The sequence below is a fragment of the Streptomyces sp. NPDC005485 genome (assembly GCF_040606085.1).
Taxonomy (GTDB): domain Bacteria; phylum Actinomycetota; class Actinomycetes; order Streptomycetales; family Streptomycetaceae; genus Streptomyces.
Map to the genome: position 1 here is coordinate 16,047 of NZ_JBEXDZ010000099.1, position 18,199 is coordinate 34,245.

An 18,199-nucleotide genomic window follows, 5' to 3' on the forward strand; every position below is an offset into this window, starting at 1 on the left:
CGGGTTCCACGACGCTGAGCGACCGTACGTACGACGCTGAGCAACCGTCCGCGCGACGTTCGGCGACGGCCGCCGCGGGGCGCTGACTCACCGCCGTACCAACGGGTACTCTCAACCCGATATGAGCACTGAGAACCTCCCCCAGAGCCCCGGGCAGCCGCCTCGCAAACCGCGTGTGGCCGTCGTCTTCGGCGGTCGCAGCTCCGAACACGGGATCTCCGTGGTCACGGCCGGCGCCGTCCTGCGCGCCATCGACCGGACGAAGTACGACGTGCTGCCGATCGGCATCACGCGCGACGGCCGGTGGGCGCTCACCTCGGACGACCCGGACCGGATGGCGATCAGCGACCGCCGCACGCCCAGCGTCGAGGAGCTCGCCGAGTCGGCCGAGGGCGGCGTGATCCTGCCCGTCGACCCGGCCAACCGCGAAGTCGTCTACAGCGAGCCCGGATCGGTCCCCAAGGCGCTGGGCGAGGTCGACGTCGTCTTCCCCGTGCTGCACGGCCCCTACGGCGAGGACGGCACCCTCCAGGGTCTCCTGGAGCTGTCCGGGGTGCCGTACGTGGGCGCGGGCGTGCTCGCCTCGGCCGTCGGCCAGGACAAGGAGTACATGAAGCGGGTGTTCACCTCCTTCGGGCTCAAGGTCGGCCCGTACGTGGTGATCCGGCCGCGCGAGTGGGAGCGCGACGAGTCCGCCGCCCGTAAGAAGATCATCGAGTTCGCGGGCGAGCACGGCTGGCCGCTCTTCGTGAAGCCCGCGCGCGCGGGCTCCTCCATCGGCATCACCAAGGTCGACGAACTCGCCGGTCTCGACGAGGCGATCGAGGAGGCCCAGCGGCACGACCCGAAGATCATCGTGGAGGCCGCGCTGCGCGGCCGCGAGATCGAGTGCGGCGTCCTGGAGTTCGAGGACGGGCCGCGCGCCTCGGTGCCGGCCGAGATCCCGCCGCCGGACGCGCACGCGTACTACGACTTCGAGGCGAAGTACATCGACTCGACGCCGGGCATCGTGCCCGCCCCGCTGACGCCCGACGAGACGGCCGCGGTCCAGCGGCTCGCGGTGGACGCCTTCGAGGCCGCGTCCTGCGAGGGCCTGGTGCGCGCCGACTTCTTCCTCACGGAGGACGGCGAGTTCGTGATCAACGAGATCAACACCATGCCGGGCTTCACGCCCATCTCCATGTACCCGCAGATGTGGCAGGCCAGCGGAATCGGCTACCCCGAGCTGGTGGACCGCCTCGTGCAGGCGGCGCTGCACCGCTCGACGGGACTGCGCTGACCCACAGAAGGTGACTCAGGAGGCGATCCCCTTGGGGATCGCCTTCTTCACGGCCGGGGCCAGTTCGACGAGGACGGCGGAGCTGTCCCCGCGTTCGGCCGGCTTCTTGGGCAGGGTCACCTCGACGTACGCCTCACGCAGCGTCGTGGTGAAGCGGTACGACCCGTCGCCCTGCTTCTCCATCAGCCAGCCCACGCCGTTCACACCGCCGCCGACCGCGTCAGGGTCCCCGCCCTCCGCCACCTTCGGATCGACCATCTTGGGCGGCCGGGTGACACCGCAGCGCAGTATGATCGCCGGGCTTCCCCAGCCCGCCGTCAGCGCGGACCGGGGCTGGGGATCCTTCCGGTCGAGACCGTCCACCTTCCGCGGCAGCGCCTTGTCCAGGTTCTGACACAGCTTGGTGACCTTCGTGCCCGGACTGGGAACCGCGGTCGCGGCCTCGTCGTCTGCTGAGGAGCAGCCCGTGGCAACGATCAACAGTGCGAGCGCGGGCAGCCCGAGAACAGTGCGGTGCCGGGGACGGAAGAAGTTCACCGGCCAAGGGTAGACGGGGGCTAGAGGTGCACCACCGGGCAGGTCAGAGTTCGGGTGATGCCGTCCACTTGCTGGACTTTGGCGACCACCATGCGGCCGAGTTCGTCGACAGTGTCGGCTTGGGCGCGCACGATCACGTCGTACGGTCCGGTCACGTCCTCGGCCTGGATCACCCCCGGGATCTTGCCGATCGTCTCGGCGACGGTCGACGCCTTGCCGACCTCCGTCTGGATCAGGATGTACGCCTGTACCACGGAACCTCCAGGGCGGCCACGAGGATCATGTGGGGAAAAGGAACGCCACGGTATCGCGTCGCTGCTCGCCGCGGGGAGACCCGCGGGGACCGGGACTCGCGCGCCGGGGTGCAGGGACCGCACAAGTTGACGGTCGACTCGACCGTACCGAGGACCGGGACGGCTCGCGACCGGGCGTATACAGGCACAGAAGGGGCAATACGACGATGAAGGGCACCGTTGGCGAGTTGGGGGAGTTCGGGCTCATCCGAGAGCTCACCTCGCGCCTGACCACCACTCCCGCGGTCCGGGTCGGCCCCGGCGACGACGCGGCCGTGGTGGCCGCCCCCGACCGCAGGGTCGTGGCGAGCACCGACATCCTCCTGGAGGGGCGGCACTTCCGCCGGGACTGGTCCACGGCCTACGACGTGGGCCGCAAGGCGGCCGCGCAGAACCTCGCGGACATCGCCGCGATGGGCGCCGTACCGACGGCGCTGCTGCTCGGTCTGGTCGTCCCGGCGGAACTCCCGGCCACCTGGCCGTCCGAGATGATGGACGGACTGCGTGACGAGTGCCAGGTCGCGGGCGCGGCGGTGGTCGGCGGCGACGTCGTACGCGGCGACACGATCATGGTGTCGATCACCGCGCTCGGCGATCTGCGCAACCACGAACCGGTCACCCGGGGCGGGGCCCAGCCCGGTGACGTGGTCGCCGTGACGGGCTGGCTGGGCTGGTCGGCGGCCGGATTCGCGGTGCTCTCCCGCGGCTTCCGCTCGCCGCGCGCCTTCGTGGAGGCGCACCGGCGCCCCGAGCCGCCGTACCACGCGGGTCCGGCCGCGGCCGGACTCGGGGCGACGGCGATGTGCGATGTCAGCGACGGCCTGATCGCGGATCTGGGGCATATCGCCGAGGCGAGCAAGGTGCGTATCGATGTGCGCTCCGGCGCGATCGACATTCCTTCGCAGATGAACGACATCGGGCAGGCCGTCGGCGTCGATCCCCTTCAGTGGGTGCTCACCGGAGGCGAGGACCACGCGATCGTGGCGACCTTCCCGCCGGACGTGAAGCTGCCCGCCCGCTGGAAGGTGATCGGCGAGGTCCTCAACCCCTCGGCGCTGCCTCAGGTGACGGTCGACGGGGCGCCGTGGACCAGCAAGGGCGGCTGGGACCACTTCGGGGACATCGAGTCGTGAGCGGGGCCGGTGACGTGAGCGTGCCCGGTGGCGTCGGTGCGCCGCCGAGGGTGCTGACCGTCGCGGGCTCCGACTCGGGCGGAGGCGCGGGCATCCAGGCCGACTTGAAGACGATGCTCGCGCTCGGCGTGCACGGCATGAGCGTCGTCACGGCCGTCACCGCGCAGAACTCCCTCGGCGTACAAGGCGCCTGGGAGCTTCCGGTGGAGGCCGTGCGCGCCCAGTACCGCAGTGTCGTCGACGACATCGGCGTCCAGGCGGTCAAGACCGGCATGCTCGCCTCGGCCGAACTGGTCGAGGCGGTGGCCGAGTTGATCGCCGCAACGGACGCTCCGAGCGTCGTCGACCCGGTGGGCGTCTCCAAGCACGGGGACTCCCTGCTCGCCGAGTCCGCGCTCGACGCCGTACGCACCAGGCTGCTTCCTGCCGCGACCGTCGCCACGCCCAACCTCGACGAGGTCGCCCGGCTGACGGGCGTACGCGTCGAGTCGGAGGCGGACATGCGGCGCGCGGCGGAGGCCGTCCTCGCCCACGGGTCCCGGTGGGCCCTCGTGAAGGGCGGCCACCTGCCCGGGGGCGCCGACGCCGTGGATTTCCTCACCGACGGCTCCGAGGAGCACTGGCTGCGCGCCCCGCGCCACGACAACCGGCACACCCATGGCACGGGCTGCACCCTCGCCTCGGCGATCGCCTCGCAACTCGCCAAGGGGCGGACCGTGCCGGAGGCCGTGGCGGACGCCAAGGCGTACGTCACGGGGGCGATCGCGACGGGGTTCGCGCTGGGGGGCGGGATCGGGCCGGTGGATCACGGGTGGCGGTTCGATCGCGATCGCGGGCGGGGGTTCAGGGCGAAGCCCTAGAAGGTGCGAAGCCGTGGAAGGTGCGAAGCCGTGGAAGGTGTGAAGCCGTAGAAGGTGTGAAGCCGTAGAAGGTGCCAAGGCAACAAAAAACCGGTCCACCCTCAGGTGGACCGGTTCTCTGAGCGAACCAGCAGTGGCCGCGCGCTACGTTCCGTCAGCGCGTGACCTTGCCGGCCTTGATGCACGAGGTGCAAGCGTTCACGCGCTTCGGCGTCCCGCCGACCACGGTACGGACGCGCTGGATGTTGGGGTTCCAGCGACGCGGTGTACGGCGGTGCGAGTGCGAGATGTTGTTGCCGAAGCCCGGCCCCTTGCCGCAGACGTCGCAGTTGGCAGCCACGGGTCACTCCAAAGACTTCAGATGCTCTTACGGTTGATCCCGGCATGCCGGGATCAAGATCTAGGATCTGAGTGGCGCTGCCAGGGGGAGAGCCCGATGTGATCGGGCAACCGGAGCAGCATACAACGACTGCGTCCGTAGAACGAAACTACCATGGCCGCACCGGGCTCCGTCCCGGCTCCCCAGGCCCTCCGACCGGCGGGAACACGCTCTGGGTCTACGCTGCGTCCCACGTCCAGCAGCTCAAGGAGGCGCAGGTGCCGCAGGTGCCGCAGACATTCGATGCTCTCGCGGTGCGCACCTGGTGCGGTCTCGCGCTGGAGGCGCTGGGGCGGGCGCGCGAGGAGATCGACGCGATCAACGTCTACCCGGTCGCGGACGGGGACACCGGCACCAATCTCTATCTGACCGTCGAATCGGCCGCCGCCGCGGTCGAGGCCGTCTTCGCAGGGCATGACGCCCTGTACGGCCGGGACCCCGAGGGGAGCGGAGCGGATCCCGGTGCGGCGCGGCCCACGCTCGCGGACGCCGTGCAGGCCATGGCCCACGGGGCGCTGATAGGGGCCCGGGGGAACTCCGGCACGATCCTCGCGCAGTTGCTGCGCGGTATGTCCCAGGTGCTCGCCGGCGACAGTGAGGCGGCTCACACCGACGGGCAGGGCCTGGGGCTCGCCCTCCGGCACGCGGCCGACTCCGCACGCCGGGCCGTCGCCCACCCCGTCGAGGGCACCGTCCTCACGGTCGCCTCCGCCGCCGCCGACGCGGCCGGCGGCGCCGAGGGCGACTGCGGCACGGTCGCGCGTGCGGCGTACGAAGGGGCCCGGGCGGCCCTCGCGGCGACCCCGCGACAGCTGGCGGTCCTGGAGCGGGCCGGGGTGGTCGACGCGGGTGGGCGGGGGCTCGTGGCGGTGCTGGCTGCGCTGGTGGAGACGTTCACGGGGGAGGCGCCGGGAGCGTTGGCGTTGGCGTGGGCCGGGGTTGAAGTCGGGGCTGGGGCTGGGGCTGGGGCTGAGGTTGAGACGGGTGCGGGTGCGGGGTCGGTGGTTGCGTCGGGGGGTGTGGACTCCGACGGGTGCGTGGACGGGCTCTCGGAGGGTGGCGGGCCCGCGTTCGAGGTGATCTACCTGCTGGAAGCCGAGGACTCGGCCGTGGCCAAGCTGCGTGACCGGCTCGACGGGATGGGGGACTCCCTCGTCGTCGTCGGCGGGGACGGGCTGTGGAACGTGCACGTCCACGTGGACGACGCGGGCGCCGCCGTGGAGGCGGGCGTCGAGGCCGGGCGGCCGCATCGGATCCGGATCACCCACTTCGGGCTCGGCGACGCGCACACCGCGGGCGCCCGGGGTGTGGTGCGCCCGCCCCGGGAGCGGGCCCAGCGGGCCGTCGTCGCCGTTGTGCCGGGGGAGGGGCTCGCCGGGCTGTACACGGAGGCGGGCGCGACGACCGTGCTCGCGCGTCCGGGGGAGCCGCCCGCGAGCGGGGAGCTCCTTGCCGCCGTCCATCGCGCCCATGCGCGCGAGGTGGTGCTCCTGCCCAACGACGCCGACCTGCGCCATACCGCTGCCGCGGCCGCCGAGCAGGCGCGGGCCGAGGGGGTCCGGGTCGCGCTGATCCCGACCCGCTCGGCGGTGCAGGGCATCGCCGCGCTCGCCGTGCACGAGGCGGAGCGGCGCTTCGACGAGGACGTCGTCGCGATGACCTCGGCGGCGGGCGCCACCCGCTATGCCGAGGTCGCGATCGCTGAGCGGCAGTCCTGGACCATGGCCGGCATCTGCCAGGCCGGCGACGTCCTCGGGCTCATCGACGGCGACGTCGCCGTGATCGGCTCCGACATCACGGCCACCGCCGAAACCGTCCTCGACCGGATGCTCTCCGCCGGCGGCGAGATGGTCACCCTCGTCCTCGGCGACGAGGCCCCGGACACCATCACCGACCGCCTGGAGGCGAGGGTTCGCGAGACGTACTTGGCGGTGGACACGGTGGTGTACCGGGGCGGGCGGCAGGGGGCGCTGCTGTTGATCGGGGTGGAGTAGTTGTGGGTCGGGTCCGTGCCGGTACGTCTGCCGGCGGGGGCGCGTTTCTGCGGGCAATCGTGCCGCCAGGGGCGGCACGGGTGGGCGCAGCGGCACCCCGTGAACGCCGGGCTGCGTGACCCACCCCCGGCCGGCACCCACCCCGGGTGACCGAGCAAAGCCAGGGGGCGCCCGGAGTTTGCCCACCCGCCCCGGGTCACGTCTGCGTGGATGTGAGTTCCAGCAGGCGTTGCGCCTCCGCGCAGCGGGCGCCCGCGGTTTCGTCGGCTGCGGTGCCGTAGGCGGAAAGCACCGCACGCGCGCGTGCGGATGCCGCCGCGGGCCGGTGGAGGTCGGCCTCCAGCCGGCCGGCGGCGAGTTCGGCGCCGGTGCGGGCGTCGAGGCAGGCGTCGCCGAGGGAGGCGAAGACGGCGACCGCGCGCGTGAGGTGGGTGAGGGCCTCCTCGAAGAGGGGGCGGACCACGGCGAGTTCGGCGTCGTCGGGCGCGCAGCGGGCCACCAGGTCGCCGAACTGCTGGTGGGTGTGCCCGAGTTCGACGACCAGGCCGTCACGGGCCTCGTCGTCCTCGGACGGTCCGGAGGCCGCGGACAGGGAGTGGACCGCGGCCTCGCACACGTGGACCGCCTCCGACATGAGCCTCCGGGCCCCGTCGAGTCCCGCCTCCGTCCGCGACGCCACCCAGGCGCGGGCGCGCAGCGAACGGATCAGACCGTGCACGTTGCCGAGTTCGCGCCAGAGCTCCCCGGCACGGGCGTAGGCCCGGTCGGACTCGGCGGGCAGCCCGGCGTGCCCGAGCGCCTCCGCGGCGAGATGCGCGAGCGTCGCGTGGTCGCCCTGCTCGGGCCAGTGGCGGGCGATGTCCGCGGCCCGCAACCAGTGCTCCGCGGCCTCCCGATGCTCACCGAGCTCGGTCAGGCACTCCCCGAGCCACCACCGGGTCTCCACGATCGCGCCGTCGCCGTGCATCTGCGCTGTCAGATCGGGCAGCGCCGACTCCAGGACCTCCGCGGCCTCGGCGCAGCGCCCCTGGCGGAGCAGGAAACCGCCGAGCTGATGCCGGGCCCACGCGCCGAGCGCCGGCCCCTCGCCCGCCTCGTCGGCCCAGTGCGCCGCCTCCAGGGCGTGGTCGGCGGCGGGCCCGAACCGGCCGGTGGCGCCCAGGAGTTCGGCGAGCTGGAGATGCAGCTGTGCCTGCCCGGTCGCCTCCAGGTACGGGCCCCCGTGCTCCAGCGCTGCCCGTACCGCCCGCTCCGCCTCCGACACGTCACCGAGCTGCCGGGCGATCCCGGCGAGCCGGGAGTCGTACTCGACCGCGAACCACGGCAGCCCCGCCGCCACGAACCCGTCCGCGGCCCGCGCGAAGGCCTCGGAGGCCGCCTCGGCGTCGCCGGCATGTGCCGCGAGCTCTCCGAGCATCGCGTGCGCCTCCGCCGCCCGTGAGGCCGCCTGTGCGTCCGCGAGGTGCGGCTCGGCGAGGGCCAGCAGTTCCCGTGCGGCCTCCTCGGCGGCGGCCACGACCGCACCCCCGGGCTCCGCCTCGGACTCGTGCACCCGGTGCATCAGGATCCGGGCCCGTCCCACGAGCACGGAAGCCGTCTGGCGTACGCCGGTGCGGTCCTCGGCGAAGAGGGCGCGCACCTCCTCGTAGAGCGCTGAGACGGCTGTCAGGGCCTTCTCGGTACCGCCACCGGACAACGCGCGTACGTAGGCCCCACGCGCGCGTGCCGCCAGTGCCTCGCCCGGGTCGCCCGCCTCCTCGTACAGCGCGGCCGCCCGCTCGAAGAGCTCGATGCCCTCCGGGCCGCGGCCCATCGCCGTGTGGTTGGCGATCTCCGCGCGGTCCCGGGCGCCCAGCTCATGGCCCTCGGCGGCACGGGAGACCGCCTCCCAGGCCTCGGCGGCATCGGGGTGCCGGACGTCCGCGAGACGCCGGGCCTCGGCCAGCAGGGCGGACAGATCCGGTGCGGAGGAGGACTCCGTCGCGGCGCGCGACGTGGGCGCGGGAGCCGGCCGCTGTGCCGCACGCGGGGAGCGCACGCCCAGCGGCAGCCGGTCCAGCAGCGGGCGCCGGTCCATCCGAGCGCGGGCGCGCTCGCTGACGTACGACGTGCCGTTGCGCGCGTCGAAGCGCTCGGCCAGCGCGAGGGCCTCCACGCGCGCGTGGGCGGCGAGTTCGGTGGCGGTCCAGGCGCGGCCGACGGGGCCGGGGACGGCCTGGCCGCCCAGTCCCCGCTCGGTGAGGCGGTCCATGAGGGCAGCTGTCACGGCCATGAAGTCCAGCTTGCTGCGCGGGTCCCCGGAGTCCGTGAAGTACGCGGGGCGCTCCGCGAGCAGCTCCAGGGCGCGCGCCTCGTTGCCGGAGAGCGCGCAGAACTCCACGTGGTCCGCGTACGCGCCGCGCATGCTCTCCATGACGCGCACCAGCCTGAAGCCCCTCAGGTGGTGGGCGCGCGCCTCGTCCGGGCGGCCCAGGCGCAGCAGCGGCAGCAGGGAGGAGGCCAGCACGGTGTGCGGTTCGTGGGCGCAGGTGTGCTCGCCCTCCAGGACCGGGCGCCACAGTTCCAACGCCTCCGCGTCCGCGTCGCGCTCGGCTCGCCACCAGCCCTGGCTGTGCAGCTCGCACGCGTGGCAGTCGGCCATGCTGTCCCGGTCGGCGGCCAGCCAGGCGGCGAACGCCCGCTCGGCACGCCCCACGTCCCCGATGTGCGAGGCCACGCTGAACTCGGCGCCGCGCACCGCCCGTTCGGAGTGTCCGGCCAGCCGGTAGCGGCGCTCCATCTCTCCGAGCCACTTCTCTATGGACGCGAGCGGGATGTGCGGCTGGTCCAGCATTCCGGCCGTCATCCACTTGAAGACCCAGTGCAGCGAGTGGATCTCGTACTCGTCGAAGTCCTCGGGGTGCTCGTCCCACATGCGCAGCAGGCGCGCGAAGGGGACGAACATCTTGTCCTTCTCGGAGCTGTAGTTGTAGACCTTCAGCTGGTGTCCGAGCGCCTCGATCACGGCGAGGGGGATGTCCAGCTTCTCCGCCTCGGTGAGCAGCTGCTCCGCGCGTGCGTTGCGGGCCGGCCCCTCCGGCTGCTCGCCGTTGTCCGCCATCGCCTCGCGCAGGCTGTCGAAGTCCATGGCCCGGCTCATCGGCGGCCGTCCTCCCCGGTGTCGGTGTGGGTGGCCCATGCGAGGAGGCCGATGAACGCGCGGTTCAGGAGCGCGGAGTCCGCGGGCCGCAGCGGGCGCTGCGCCATCAGCAGGGCCTGTCCGTAGAGGGACTCCGTGGCCGTGCCGATCAGGTCGGGATCGCGCAGTGAACTGATCCTTCGGATCAGTGGGTTGAGGTGGTTGAGCACCAGACGCGCGCGTGGGGCACTCCCGCGCAGTGAGCCGAGGATGCCCGCCCACAGGTCGTCGGCCTGCTCCTCGGCGTCCGCGCGGGCCTGCTCGTGGCGGGCCGAGCGGTCGTCCAGGTGCAGGGCGGGCACCGAGAGGGGGTGGAAGGCGCGCAGCACGACGTCGCAGCCCAGGGGGTCGAGTTTCGCCCGCGCCGCGGACAGGAAGCCCGCCAGAGCCAGTTCCTCGGCCGGGTCCACGGAGTCCAGGTGCGCGGTCACCGTGTCGGCGTCCAGCTCGGCGACGACCGTCCCGGGGCGTACGGACGGCAACGCCTCCACCAGCTCGCTGTCGTACGTGTAACCGCCGTTGATCACCCCGACGCCCTGCGCGGACGCGATCGGCGCGACCTGCCGGTACTCCTCCACGGTCCGCGTGAAGTGCACCACCGGGTGCCGCTGCGCGAACTCCTCCAGGGACAGCCGCCCGTCGGTCGTCTCGAAGGGCAGCCACGGCAGCATCGTGCGCAGCATCTCCTTGTCGTGCCGCGCCAGGGACTTCACGCCCAGGTGGTGCACGGACAGGAAGGCCGTGAGGCGCTCGGGGTCGCCCGCCGCGAGTCCGGTCAGCCAGTCACGGATCCGCTCGCCGAGCGCCTCGCGTACGGCCGCCAGGGTCTCGTCCTCGTACAGCGCCTCGCGTGACGCCGTGGGCCGCAGACTGTCCGTGTCCAGGACGCAGCGCACGAAGAACGCCCAGTCGGGCAGCAGCTGTTCGGCCCGGTCGGTCAGCAGCATGCCCTTGAGGTGCACCCGGTGTCCGGCGCGCTGGGCGGGGCTGACCGCGGACGGCAGGACATGGGCCACACCTCGGACACCGGCGAGCGGGACGTCCAGGTCGATCGAGTCCAGCGGCGTGAAGCCGAACAGGTCGTGGCAGTGCCGCGCCAGGGCCACCCTTCGGGTGGCAGGGCTCGGGTACGGGCGGTCCCAGGGCGCCGGAAGGTCCGTGACCGCCTCACCGCCCACGCGCACGTCGTACGGCAGCAGCGACCCGAAGTCCCGGGCCAGCGAGCGCACCCGCTCCTCGCTCAGCCACTCGCCGGCCCCGGCCCGCGCCACCAGGTGCACGGTGGTGCCCGGTTCGGTGCGGGCCTCGTCGGGCAGCGTCCGCACGGTGTACGAGCCGTCGTCGGCCGCCGTCCACTCCACGGGCGGGGCGTCGGGTCTCCGCGCGCTGCGGCTGACGACCCGGATGCGCTCGGCGACGACGAAGCAGGCCAGCAGGCCGATGCCGAACTGGCCCAGGAAGTCGGAGCGCGCCGACTCCAGGCCCTCACCCCGCTTGGAGCTGCGGCCGATGGTGGCGAGGAGGCTGTGCACATCGGACTCGGTGAGCCCCACGCCGGAGTCCTCGACGCGCAGGGCGCCGCCCTCGACGTACAGCCGCACCTCGGCGGGCGCGTCCGGCTGCTCGGCGCGCCGTGCCGTGATCGCGTCCACGGCGTTCTGCAGCAGCTCCCGCAGATAGACCTTGGGGCTCGAATAGAGGTGATGGGAGAGCAGGTCCACCAGACCACGCAGGTCGACCTGGAAGGTATGAGGCGGAAGAGGTGACTGAGGTGCCTGGGGTGACTGGGAAGTCTCAGAGTCCATCGTCGCAGCGCCGGAGGGGGGAACGGGCGACGGCGCGGGGTCGGGCGGTCCCGTCAGGCGGTGACCGCGAAAGGGCCGGAGCGCGTCATCCTAGGCCCGGACCGACCTGTCTGACCAGGGGAAAACCGTCGGCCCGGCCGACGAGAACGAGCCGCGCGACCAGCGGATTCGGGGGACGTATGCCGCATTGTCAGTGCGGTGGTGTGCAATGGATCTCGTGCCCGTGCTCGATGAACCACTGAAGAAAACGCTCGGACCCGCCACCGCGAAGGTGATGGCCGAGCACCTCGGCCTGCACACCGTCGGAGATCTGCTCCACCACTACCCGCGCAGATACGAGGAGCGCGGGCAGCTCACGCACCTCGCCGACCTGCCGATGGACGAGCACGTGACGGTGGTCGCCCAGGTCGCCGACGCCCGGCTGCTCACCTTCGCCTCCTCCAAGGCGCCCCGGGGCAAGGGCCAGCGGCTCGAAGTGACCATCACGGACGGCAGCGGCCGCCTCCAGCTGGTCTTCTTCGGCAGCGGAGTGCACAAGCCGCACAAGGAGCTCCTGCCCGGCACGCGCGCGATGTTCTCGGGCAAGGTCTCCGTCTTCAACCGCCGCCTGCAACTGGCCCATCCGGCGTACGAACCACTGCGCGGCGACAGCGACGAGGCCGCCGAGAGCGTCGACAGCTGGGCGGGCGCCCTCATCCCGATCTACCCGGCGACCGCCAAGCTGGAGTCCTGGAAGATCGCCAAGTGCGTCCAGCTGGTGCTGCCGAGCGCCCAGGAGGCCGTCGACCCGCTGCCGGACTCCCTCCGGGACGGCCGCGGCCTGGTCTCCCTCCCCGAAGCCCTCCTGAAGATCCACCGCCCGCACACCAAGGCGGACATCGAGGAGGCCCGCTCACGCCTCAAGTGGGACGAGGCCTTCGTCCTCCAGGTCGCCCTGGCCCGCCGCCGCCACGCCGACGCCCAACTCCCGGCCGTGGCAAGGAAACCCCGGCCCGACGGTCTCCTCACCGCCTTCGACGCCAAACTCCCCTTCACCCTCACGGACGGTCAGCAGAAGGTCTCGAAGGAGATCTTCGACGACCTCGCGACCGAGCATCCGATGCACCGGCTGCTTCAGGGCGAGGTCGGTTCCGGCAAGACGTTGGTGGCCCTGCGTGCCATGCTCGCCACCGTCGACGCGGGCGGACAGGCCGCCATGCTCGCGCCCACCGAGGTCCTCGCACAGCAGCACCACCGGTCGGTCACCGAGATGATGGGGGAGCTCGCCGAGGGCGGCATGCTCGGCGGGGCCGAGCGCTCCACCAAGGTCGTGCTGCTCACCGGATCGATGGGGGCCGCCGGGCGGCGCCAGGCGCTGCTCGACCTGGTCACCGGCGAGGCCGGGATCGTCATCGGCACCCACGCGCTGATCGAGGACAAGGTGCAGTTCCACGACCTCGGTCTGGTCGTGGTGGACGAACAGCACCGCTTCGGTGTCGAGCAGCGCGACGCCCTGCGCGGCAAGGGCAAACAGCCCCCGCACCTGCTCGTCATGACCGCCACGCCCATCCCGCGCACGGTCGCGATGACCGTCTTCGGTGACCTGGAGACCTCCGTCCTCGACCAGCTCCCCGCCGGGCGCTCGCCCATCGCCAGCCATGTCGTCCCGGCCGCCGACAAGCCGCACTTCCTGGCCAGGGCCTGGGAGCGGGTGCGCGAGGAGGTGAGCAACGGCCATCAGGCGTACGTCGTCTGCCCGCGCATCGGCGACGACGCCGAGGAAGCAGCCGATTCCAGGAAGGGCAAGAAGAAGTCCCCCGAGGACGAGGCCGAGAAGCGGCCCCCGCTCGCCGTCCTCGACATCGCCGACCAACTCGCCAAGGGTCCTCTCCAGGGCCTGGGGGTCGAGGTGCTGCACGGTCGCATGCAGCCCGACGACAAGGACGCCGTGATGCGCCGCTTCGCCGCCGGTGAGACGGACGTCCTGGTCGCCACCACGGTCATCGAGGTCGGGGTCAACGTGCCCAACGCCACCGCGATGGTGATCATGGACGCCGACCGGTTCGGTGTGTCGCAGCTCCACCAGTTGCGCGGCCGGGTCGGCCGTGGCTCCGCGGCGGGCCTGTGCCTCCTGGTCAGCGAGATGCCCGAGGCGAGCGCGGCCCGCCAGCGGCTGAACGCGGTGGCGGCCACCCTCGACGGCTTCGAGCTCTCCCGTATCGACCTGGAGCAGCGCCGCGAGGGCGACGTCCTCGGCCAGGCCCAGTCCGGGGCCCGCACCTCCCTGCGGATGCTCGCCGTCATCGAGGACGAGGAGATCATCGCCGAGGCAAGGGAAGAGGCGGCGGCGGTCGTGGCGGCGGACCCCGAGCTGAGGGACCTCCCCGGCCTGCGGACGGCCCTGGACGCCCTTGTGGACGAGGAGAGGGAGCAGTACCTGGAGAAGGGGTGAGGGAGACTGCCCAAGGGGCGCGCGGCCGTAATCCCCATGCGGTTACCGCCACGAGGGCGCGACCAGCCACACTGAACGTGAAACCGTCCACGACCAAGGACCGAAGATGACCCGCGTGATCGCCGGCGCAGCCGGGGGACGTCGCCTCGCCGTGCCGCCGGGCAATGGCACCCGCCCCACCTCCGACCGGGCGCGCGAGGGCCTCTTCTCCACATGGCAGTCCCTGCTCGGCGCCCCCCTGCAGGGCGAGCGCGTGCTCGACCTGTACGCCGGCTCGGGCGCCGTGGGCCTGGAGGCGCTCAGCCGCGGCGCCGACCACGCCCTCCTCGTGGAGGCCGACGCCCGCGCGGCCCGGGTCATCCGGGAGAACGTGCAGTCGCTGGGGCTGCCCGGCGCCGAGGTCAGGTCGGGCAAAGCGGAGCAGATCATCCAGGGCGCGGCGCCCACGGCACCGTACGACCTGGTCTTCCTCGACCCGCCGTACGCCGTCTCGGACGCCGATCTTCGCGAGATTCTGCTCACACTCCGCACGCAGGGGTGGCTCGCGGGCGAAGCCCTCGTCACCGTGGAGCGCAGCACCAGAGGCGGAGTATTCGAGTGGCCGGACGGCTTCGACGCGATCCGGGCCCGTCGCTACGGCGAGGGAACGTTTTGGTACGGTCGCGCCGCCTCTACGTGCGAAGACGCACGATGACCGGACCGGAGAGCGAGGGAACTCAGTTGCGCCGCGCCGTCTGTCCCGGGTCGTACGACCCTGTCACCAATGGACACCTCGACATCATTGCCCGCGCCTCCAAGCTGTACGACGTGGTGCATGTCGTCGTGATGATCAACCAGGCCAAGAAGGGCCTGTTCACCGTCGAGGAGCGCCTCGACCTGCTCCGCCAGGTCACCGCCGACTACGGCAATGTGGAGGTGGAGTCCTTCCACGGACTCCTCGTCGACTTCTGCAAGCAGCGCGACATCCCGGCGATCGTCAAGGGCCTGCGCGCCGTCAGCGACTTCGACTACGAGTTGCAGATGGCCCAGATGAACAACGGTCTGTCGGGCGTGGAGACCCTCTTCGTTCCCACCAACCCCACTTACAGCTTCCTGTCGTCCTCCCTCGTCAAGGAGGTCGCGACCTGGGGCGGCGACGTGTCCCACCTGGTGCCGCCCCAGGTTTTCGAAGTACTCAAGGGACGACTGCGGAAGGACTGAGGCGCCCGCCGGGAGCTGACGGTCCGTCACCCGGTGTCGGGCGGGGCGGGAGTGGTCGTACAGTCGACCCGTCCGTCTCCATCACAGCTGTAGAGAGTGGCGAGCACACGGTGGACGTGCAGAAGAAGCTCGATGAGATCGTCGCGGCGGTGTCCGGCGCCCGGTCGATGCCCATGTCGGCCTCGTGCGTGGTCAACCGCGCCGAGCTGCTCTCGATGCTCGAGGAAGTACGCCAGGCGCTGCCCGGCTCCCTCGCCCAGGCCCAGGAGCTCATCGGCGACCAGGCGCACATGGTCGAGCAGGCCCGGCTGGAGGCCCAGCGGATCATCGAGGGCGCACACGCCGAACGCGGCTCCCTGATCTCCGACACCGAGGTCGCCCGCCGCTCGCAGAACGAGGCCGACCGCATCCTCACCGAGGCCCGCCAGGAGGCCGAGGAGGTCCGCGCGGAGGCCGACGACTACGTCGACTCCAAGCTCGCCAACTTCGAGGTGGTCCTCACCAAGACCCTCGGCTCCGTCGGCCGCGGCCGCGAGAAGCTCCTCGGCACCGGCCCCGGCACCGACGAGCAGGGCTACGAGGACGAGGACGCCCCGGAGCGCAGCCACGACCCCGAGACGCTGCGCCGCAACGCCGACGACTACGTCGACGTGAAGCTCGGCGCCTTCGAGGCCGTCCTCGCCAAGACCCTGGACGCGGTCGGCCGCGGCCGTCAGAAGCTGCACGGCCGGATCGCCAGCGACGACCTGAGCGATCTGAGCGACCTCGCGGACGACGGGACCTCCGGCGCGCACACCAGCGACGCCGACTACCTGGCCGGCCTCGCGGACCTCGCGGACACCCCCGCCCCCGCCGAACAGCCGCAGGACCCCTACGCCTACCAGCAGCAGGCCGCCCCCCAGCAGGTGGACGCCTACGGCTACCAGCAGCAGTACGCCCAGCAGGACCCCTACGGCTACCAGCAGGCCGATCCGTACGCCGCGTACGCGCAGCAGGGCTACGACCAGCAGCAGGGCTATGACCAGAACGCCGTGCACCAGGGGCAGCAGGTCTACGCCCAGCCCGAGCAGCAGCAGTCGCAGCAGCCGCAGACGCAGGCTCTCGACGAGACCAGCCTCTTCGACACGGGCATGATCAGTGCGGAGCAGCTGAGGGCGTACGAACAGGGGCGCGGCGGTCACTGAGGGCCCCGGCGCACACCGGATTGGGCCGAGAGGGAAAGGTCCAGTATCCTGGCTCTTCGGTCGCGCGTACGTCCGCGATCACAGCTGCCCGGGAACACCAGGGGCAGCACCCCTTTGAGCTTCGAGGATCGAAAGCAGGAATGGCTCTGAACGCCCGCCTTGACCACCGCAACCCTCTCGTGTTCGACACACACGAGCTGGGACGGCGTCCTGGCGCGCTGCAGCGCCTGAACCGCACGGTCGACGCCCCCAAGGACTTCGGTATCGAAGGGGTCATCGGAGTGCCGGAAGGCGCCCCGGTGGAGCTGGAGCTCCGGCTTGAGTCGGTCATGGAAGGGGTGCTCGTCACAGGCACCGCCCGTGCACTGGCCAAGGGGGAGTGCGTAAGGTGTCTGGAGCCGCTCGGGCTGGAGCTCGAAGCGGAATTCCAGGAGATGTTCTCGTACCCTGACGCCGACGACCGGGGCCGCCCCAAAGCGGAGCCGGCCGACGACGCCGAGGAAGACGAGGACACGCTCTTCATCGAGGACGGCCTGTTCGACCTCGAACCCGTGCTGCGTGATGCGGTGGTGCTCGCACTGCCGATGCAGCCGGTGGATCAGGACGACTGCCCCGGCCTGTGCTCCCAATGCGGAGTCCGGCTTGCGGACGACCCGGACCACCACCACGACGCCGTCGACATCCGTTGGGCGGCACTGCAGGGACTCGCTGGTTCATCCGGAGACGGCGAGAAGGACGAGTTGAGCGGCGGCGCGCTTCCATCAGCGCACGCCGACGAGAAGCAGGAGAAGTAGCCGTGGCTGTTCCGAAGCGGAAGATGTCGCGCAGCAACACGCGCCACCGCCGGTCGCAGTGGAAGGCTGCGGTCCCCACCCTGGTTGCGTGCGAGCGCTGCCACGAGCCCAAGCTGCAGCACATCGCGTGCCCTGCTTGTGGCACCTACAACAAGCGCCAGGTCCTCGAGGTCTGAGCGGCTGGTGAGAGGTCTGATGTCTGACGCCAAGGCGGAATCAAACGCCAAGAAAAAGGCGGACAACACAGCCTCGTCCCACACGCTTCTGGAAGGGCGGCTCGGGTACAAGCTCGAGTCCGCCCTTCTGGTGCGTGCGCTGACCCACCGTTCGTACGCATACGAGAACGGCGGTCTGCCGACCAACGAGCGCCTGGAGTTCCTCGGGGACTCCGTCCTCGGCCTCGTGGTAACGGACACGCTGTACCGCACCCACCCCGACCTGCCCGAAGGCCAACTGGCCAAGTTGCGGGCCGCGGTGGTCAACTCGCGTGCGCTGGCGGAGGTCGGTCGCGGTCTCGAACTGGGCTCCTTCATCCGGCTCGGCCGGGGTGAAGAGGGCACAGGAGGCCGGGACAAGGCGTCCATCCTCGCCGACACCCTTGAAGCGGTGATCGGCGCTGTCTATCTCGACCAGGGTCTCGACGCGGCGGGCGAACTCGTCCACCGTCTCTTCGACCCACTGATCGAGAAGTCCTCGAATCTCGGTGCCGGCCTGGACTGGAAGACCAGTCTCCAGGAGCTCACCGCGACCGAGGGGCTCGGGGTTCCCGAGTACCTGGTCTCGGAGACCGGCCCGGATCACGAGAAGACCTTTACTGCTGCCGCCCGCGTCGGAGGCGTCTCGTACGGCACCGGCACCGGCCGCAGCAAGAAGGAGGCGGAACAGCAGGCCGCGGAGTCCGCGTGGCGTGCGATCCGTTCCGCCGCGGACGAGCGCATCGAGTCGGCCCGGGCCGCCGAGCAGGCAGCCCAGGCTGCCGAGGCGTCGGCCCAGGTCACCGAGGGGACGGTCGACACCCCCTCGGCTCCGACGAGCGACCCGGCCACGGCCTGAATCCTTCATCACGCAGGCGAAGTATCCGAACCCCGTGGGGCGGCCCCCCCGGGGGACTGGGGGTGGTGTCTTTTGTTGG

Annotated in this window: 15 protein-coding genes and 1 pseudogene; 11 read left to right on the forward strand and 5 right to left on the reverse strand. The window is 71.6% G+C overall.

Annotated features, from left to right (window positions below; all coding sequences use genetic code 11):
- The first annotated feature begins 121 nt into the window (after positions 1–121).
- A complete protein-coding gene (locus ABZS97_RS28435; RefSeq protein WP_356141985.1) occupies positions 122–1,279 on the forward strand; it encodes a D-alanine--D-alanine ligase family protein in 1,158 nt (385 codons plus the stop codon).
- A 15-nt stretch (positions 1,280–1,294) separates the two neighbouring features.
- Here ABZS97_RS28435 and ABZS97_RS28440 read toward each other — a convergent pair whose 3' ends face one another.
- Together ABZS97_RS28440 and ABZS97_RS28445 are read right to left on the reverse strand one after the other, a co-directional pair.
- Positions 1,295–1,816, reverse strand: coding sequence for a DUF3515 domain-containing protein (locus ABZS97_RS28440; protein WP_356141988.1), 522 nt, complete (start codon positions 1,814–1,816; stop codon positions 1,295–1,297).
- 20 nt (positions 1,817–1,836) lie between these two features.
- Entirely contained in the window at positions 1,837–2,070 is a 234-nt protein-coding gene (locus tag ABZS97_RS28445) for an Lrp/AsnC ligand binding domain-containing protein (protein ID WP_037625030.1), read from the reverse strand.
- A 206-nt stretch (positions 2,071–2,276) separates the two neighbouring features.
- On the opposite strand from ABZS97_RS28445, the gene ABZS97_RS28450 reads away from it, so the two are divergent.
- Complete coding sequence (locus ABZS97_RS28450; RefSeq protein ID WP_356141991.1) at positions 2,277–3,242, forward strand: thiamine-phosphate kinase; 966 nt, start codon at positions 2,277–2,279, stop codon at positions 3,240–3,242.
- On the forward strand, positions 3,239–4,102 hold the full coding sequence (gene thiD, locus ABZS97_RS28455; RefSeq protein WP_356141993.1) for a bifunctional hydroxymethylpyrimidine kinase/phosphomethylpyrimidine kinase: 864 nt from the start codon (positions 3,239–3,241) through the stop codon (positions 4,100–4,102). Before ABZS97_RS28450 ends, thiD begins: the two co-directional genes overlap by 4 nt.
- A 154-nt stretch (positions 4,103–4,256) precedes the next feature.
- Here thiD and rpmB read toward each other — a convergent pair whose 3' ends face one another.
- On the reverse strand, positions 4,257–4,442 hold the full coding sequence (rpmB, locus tag ABZS97_RS28460) for a 50S ribosomal protein L28 (protein WP_037625034.1): 186 nt from the start codon (positions 4,440–4,442) through the stop codon (positions 4,257–4,259).
- 257 nt (positions 4,443–4,699) lie between these two features.
- On the opposite strand from rpmB, the gene ABZS97_RS28465 reads away from it, so the two are divergent.
- Positions 4,700–6,475 carry a DAK2 domain-containing protein gene (locus tag ABZS97_RS28465; RefSeq protein WP_356141995.1) on the forward strand — a complete coding sequence of 592 codons (1,776 nt, stop codon included), beginning with the start codon at positions 4,700–4,702 and terminating at the stop codon, positions 6,473–6,475.
- Between the two features lie 196 nt (positions 6,476–6,671).
- On the opposite strand, the gene ABZS97_RS28470 is transcribed toward ABZS97_RS28465, so the two are convergent.
- Together ABZS97_RS28470 and ABZS97_RS28475 are read right to left on the reverse strand one after the other, a co-directional pair.
- Positions 6,672–9,614, reverse strand: a complete 2,943-nt coding sequence (locus ABZS97_RS28470) for a tetratricopeptide repeat protein (RefSeq protein ID WP_356141997.1) — start codon at positions 9,612–9,614, stop codon at positions 6,672–6,674.
- The gene (locus ABZS97_RS28475; protein WP_356141999.1) at positions 9,611–11,458 is read right to left on the reverse strand and encodes an HSP90 family protein; all 1,848 of its coding nucleotides are present in this window, start codon (positions 11,456–11,458) and stop codon (positions 9,611–9,613) included. The genes ABZS97_RS28470 and ABZS97_RS28475 overlap by 4 nt, the downstream gene beginning before the upstream one ends.
- Before the next feature lie 208 nt (positions 11,459–11,666).
- Between ABZS97_RS28475 and recG the strand changes: the two genes are divergently transcribed.
- The 7 genes and pseudogenes from recG to rnc all read left to right on the forward strand — a co-directional run bounded on the left by recG (position 11,667) and on the right by rnc (position 18,120).
- On the forward strand, positions 11,667–13,889 hold the full coding sequence (gene recG / locus ABZS97_RS28480; protein ID WP_356142001.1) for an ATP-dependent DNA helicase RecG: 2,223 nt from the start codon (positions 11,667–11,669) through the stop codon (positions 13,887–13,889).
- 103 nt (positions 13,890–13,992) lie between these two features.
- Positions 13,993–14,583, forward strand: a pseudogene (rsmD, locus tag ABZS97_RS28485) (16S rRNA (guanine(966)-N(2))-methyltransferase RsmD); the annotation flags it as partial.
- A 26-nt stretch (positions 14,584–14,609) separates the two neighbouring features.
- Positions 14,610–15,089 carry a pantetheine-phosphate adenylyltransferase gene (coaD, locus tag ABZS97_RS28490; protein WP_356142010.1) on the forward strand — a complete coding sequence of 160 codons (480 nt, stop codon included), beginning with the start codon at positions 14,610–14,612 and terminating at the stop codon, positions 15,087–15,089.
- A 110-nt stretch (positions 15,090–15,199) separates the two neighbouring features.
- On the forward strand, positions 15,200–16,273 hold the full coding sequence (locus ABZS97_RS28495; RefSeq protein WP_356142003.1) for a cell division initiation protein: 1,074 nt from the start codon (positions 15,200–15,202) through the stop codon (positions 16,271–16,273).
- 140 nt (positions 16,274–16,413) lie between these two features.
- A complete protein-coding gene (locus ABZS97_RS28500) occupies positions 16,414–17,067 on the forward strand; it encodes a YceD family protein (protein WP_356142005.1) in 654 nt (217 codons plus the stop codon).
- 2 nt (positions 17,068–17,069) lie between these two features.
- A complete protein-coding gene (gene rpmF / locus ABZS97_RS28505) occupies positions 17,070–17,243 on the forward strand; it encodes a 50S ribosomal protein L32 (protein ID WP_006139588.1) in 174 nt (57 codons plus the stop codon).
- Between the two features lie 19 nt (positions 17,244–17,262).
- On the forward strand, positions 17,263–18,120 hold the full coding sequence (gene rnc / locus ABZS97_RS28510; protein ID WP_356142007.1) for a ribonuclease III: 858 nt from the start codon (positions 17,263–17,265) through the stop codon (positions 18,118–18,120).
- The last annotated feature ends 79 nt before the right edge of the window (positions 18,121–18,199 follow it).

Excerpts from the sequence above, each read along its gene's own strand:
- ABZS97_RS28450 (WP_356141991.1), top strand. The coding sequence starts at position 2,277 with ATGAAGGGCACCGTTGGCGAGTTGGGGGAGTTCGGGCTCATCCGAGAG.
- ABZS97_RS28470 (WP_356141997.1), bottom strand. The coding sequence starts at position 9,614 with ATGAGCCGGGCCATGGACTTCGACAGCCTGCGCGAGGCGATGGCGGAC.
- rnc (WP_356142007.1), top strand. The coding sequence starts at position 17,263 with ATGTCTGACGCCAAGGCGGAATCAAACGCCAAGAAAAAGGCGGACAAC.
- ABZS97_RS28500 (WP_356142005.1), top strand. The coding sequence starts at position 16,414 with ATGGCTCTGAACGCCCGCCTTGACCACCGCAACCCTCTCGTGTTCGAC.
- ABZS97_RS28435 (WP_356141985.1), top strand. The coding sequence starts at position 122 with ATGAGCACTGAGAACCTCCCCCAGAGCCCCGGGCAGCCGCCTCGCAAA.
- recG (WP_356142001.1), top strand. The coding sequence starts at position 11,667 with ATGGATCTCGTGCCCGTGCTCGATGAACCACTGAAGAAAACGCTCGGA.
- ABZS97_RS28475 (WP_356141999.1), bottom strand. The coding sequence starts at position 11,458 with ATGGACTCTGAGACTTCCCAGTCACCCCAGGCACCTCAGTCACCTCTT.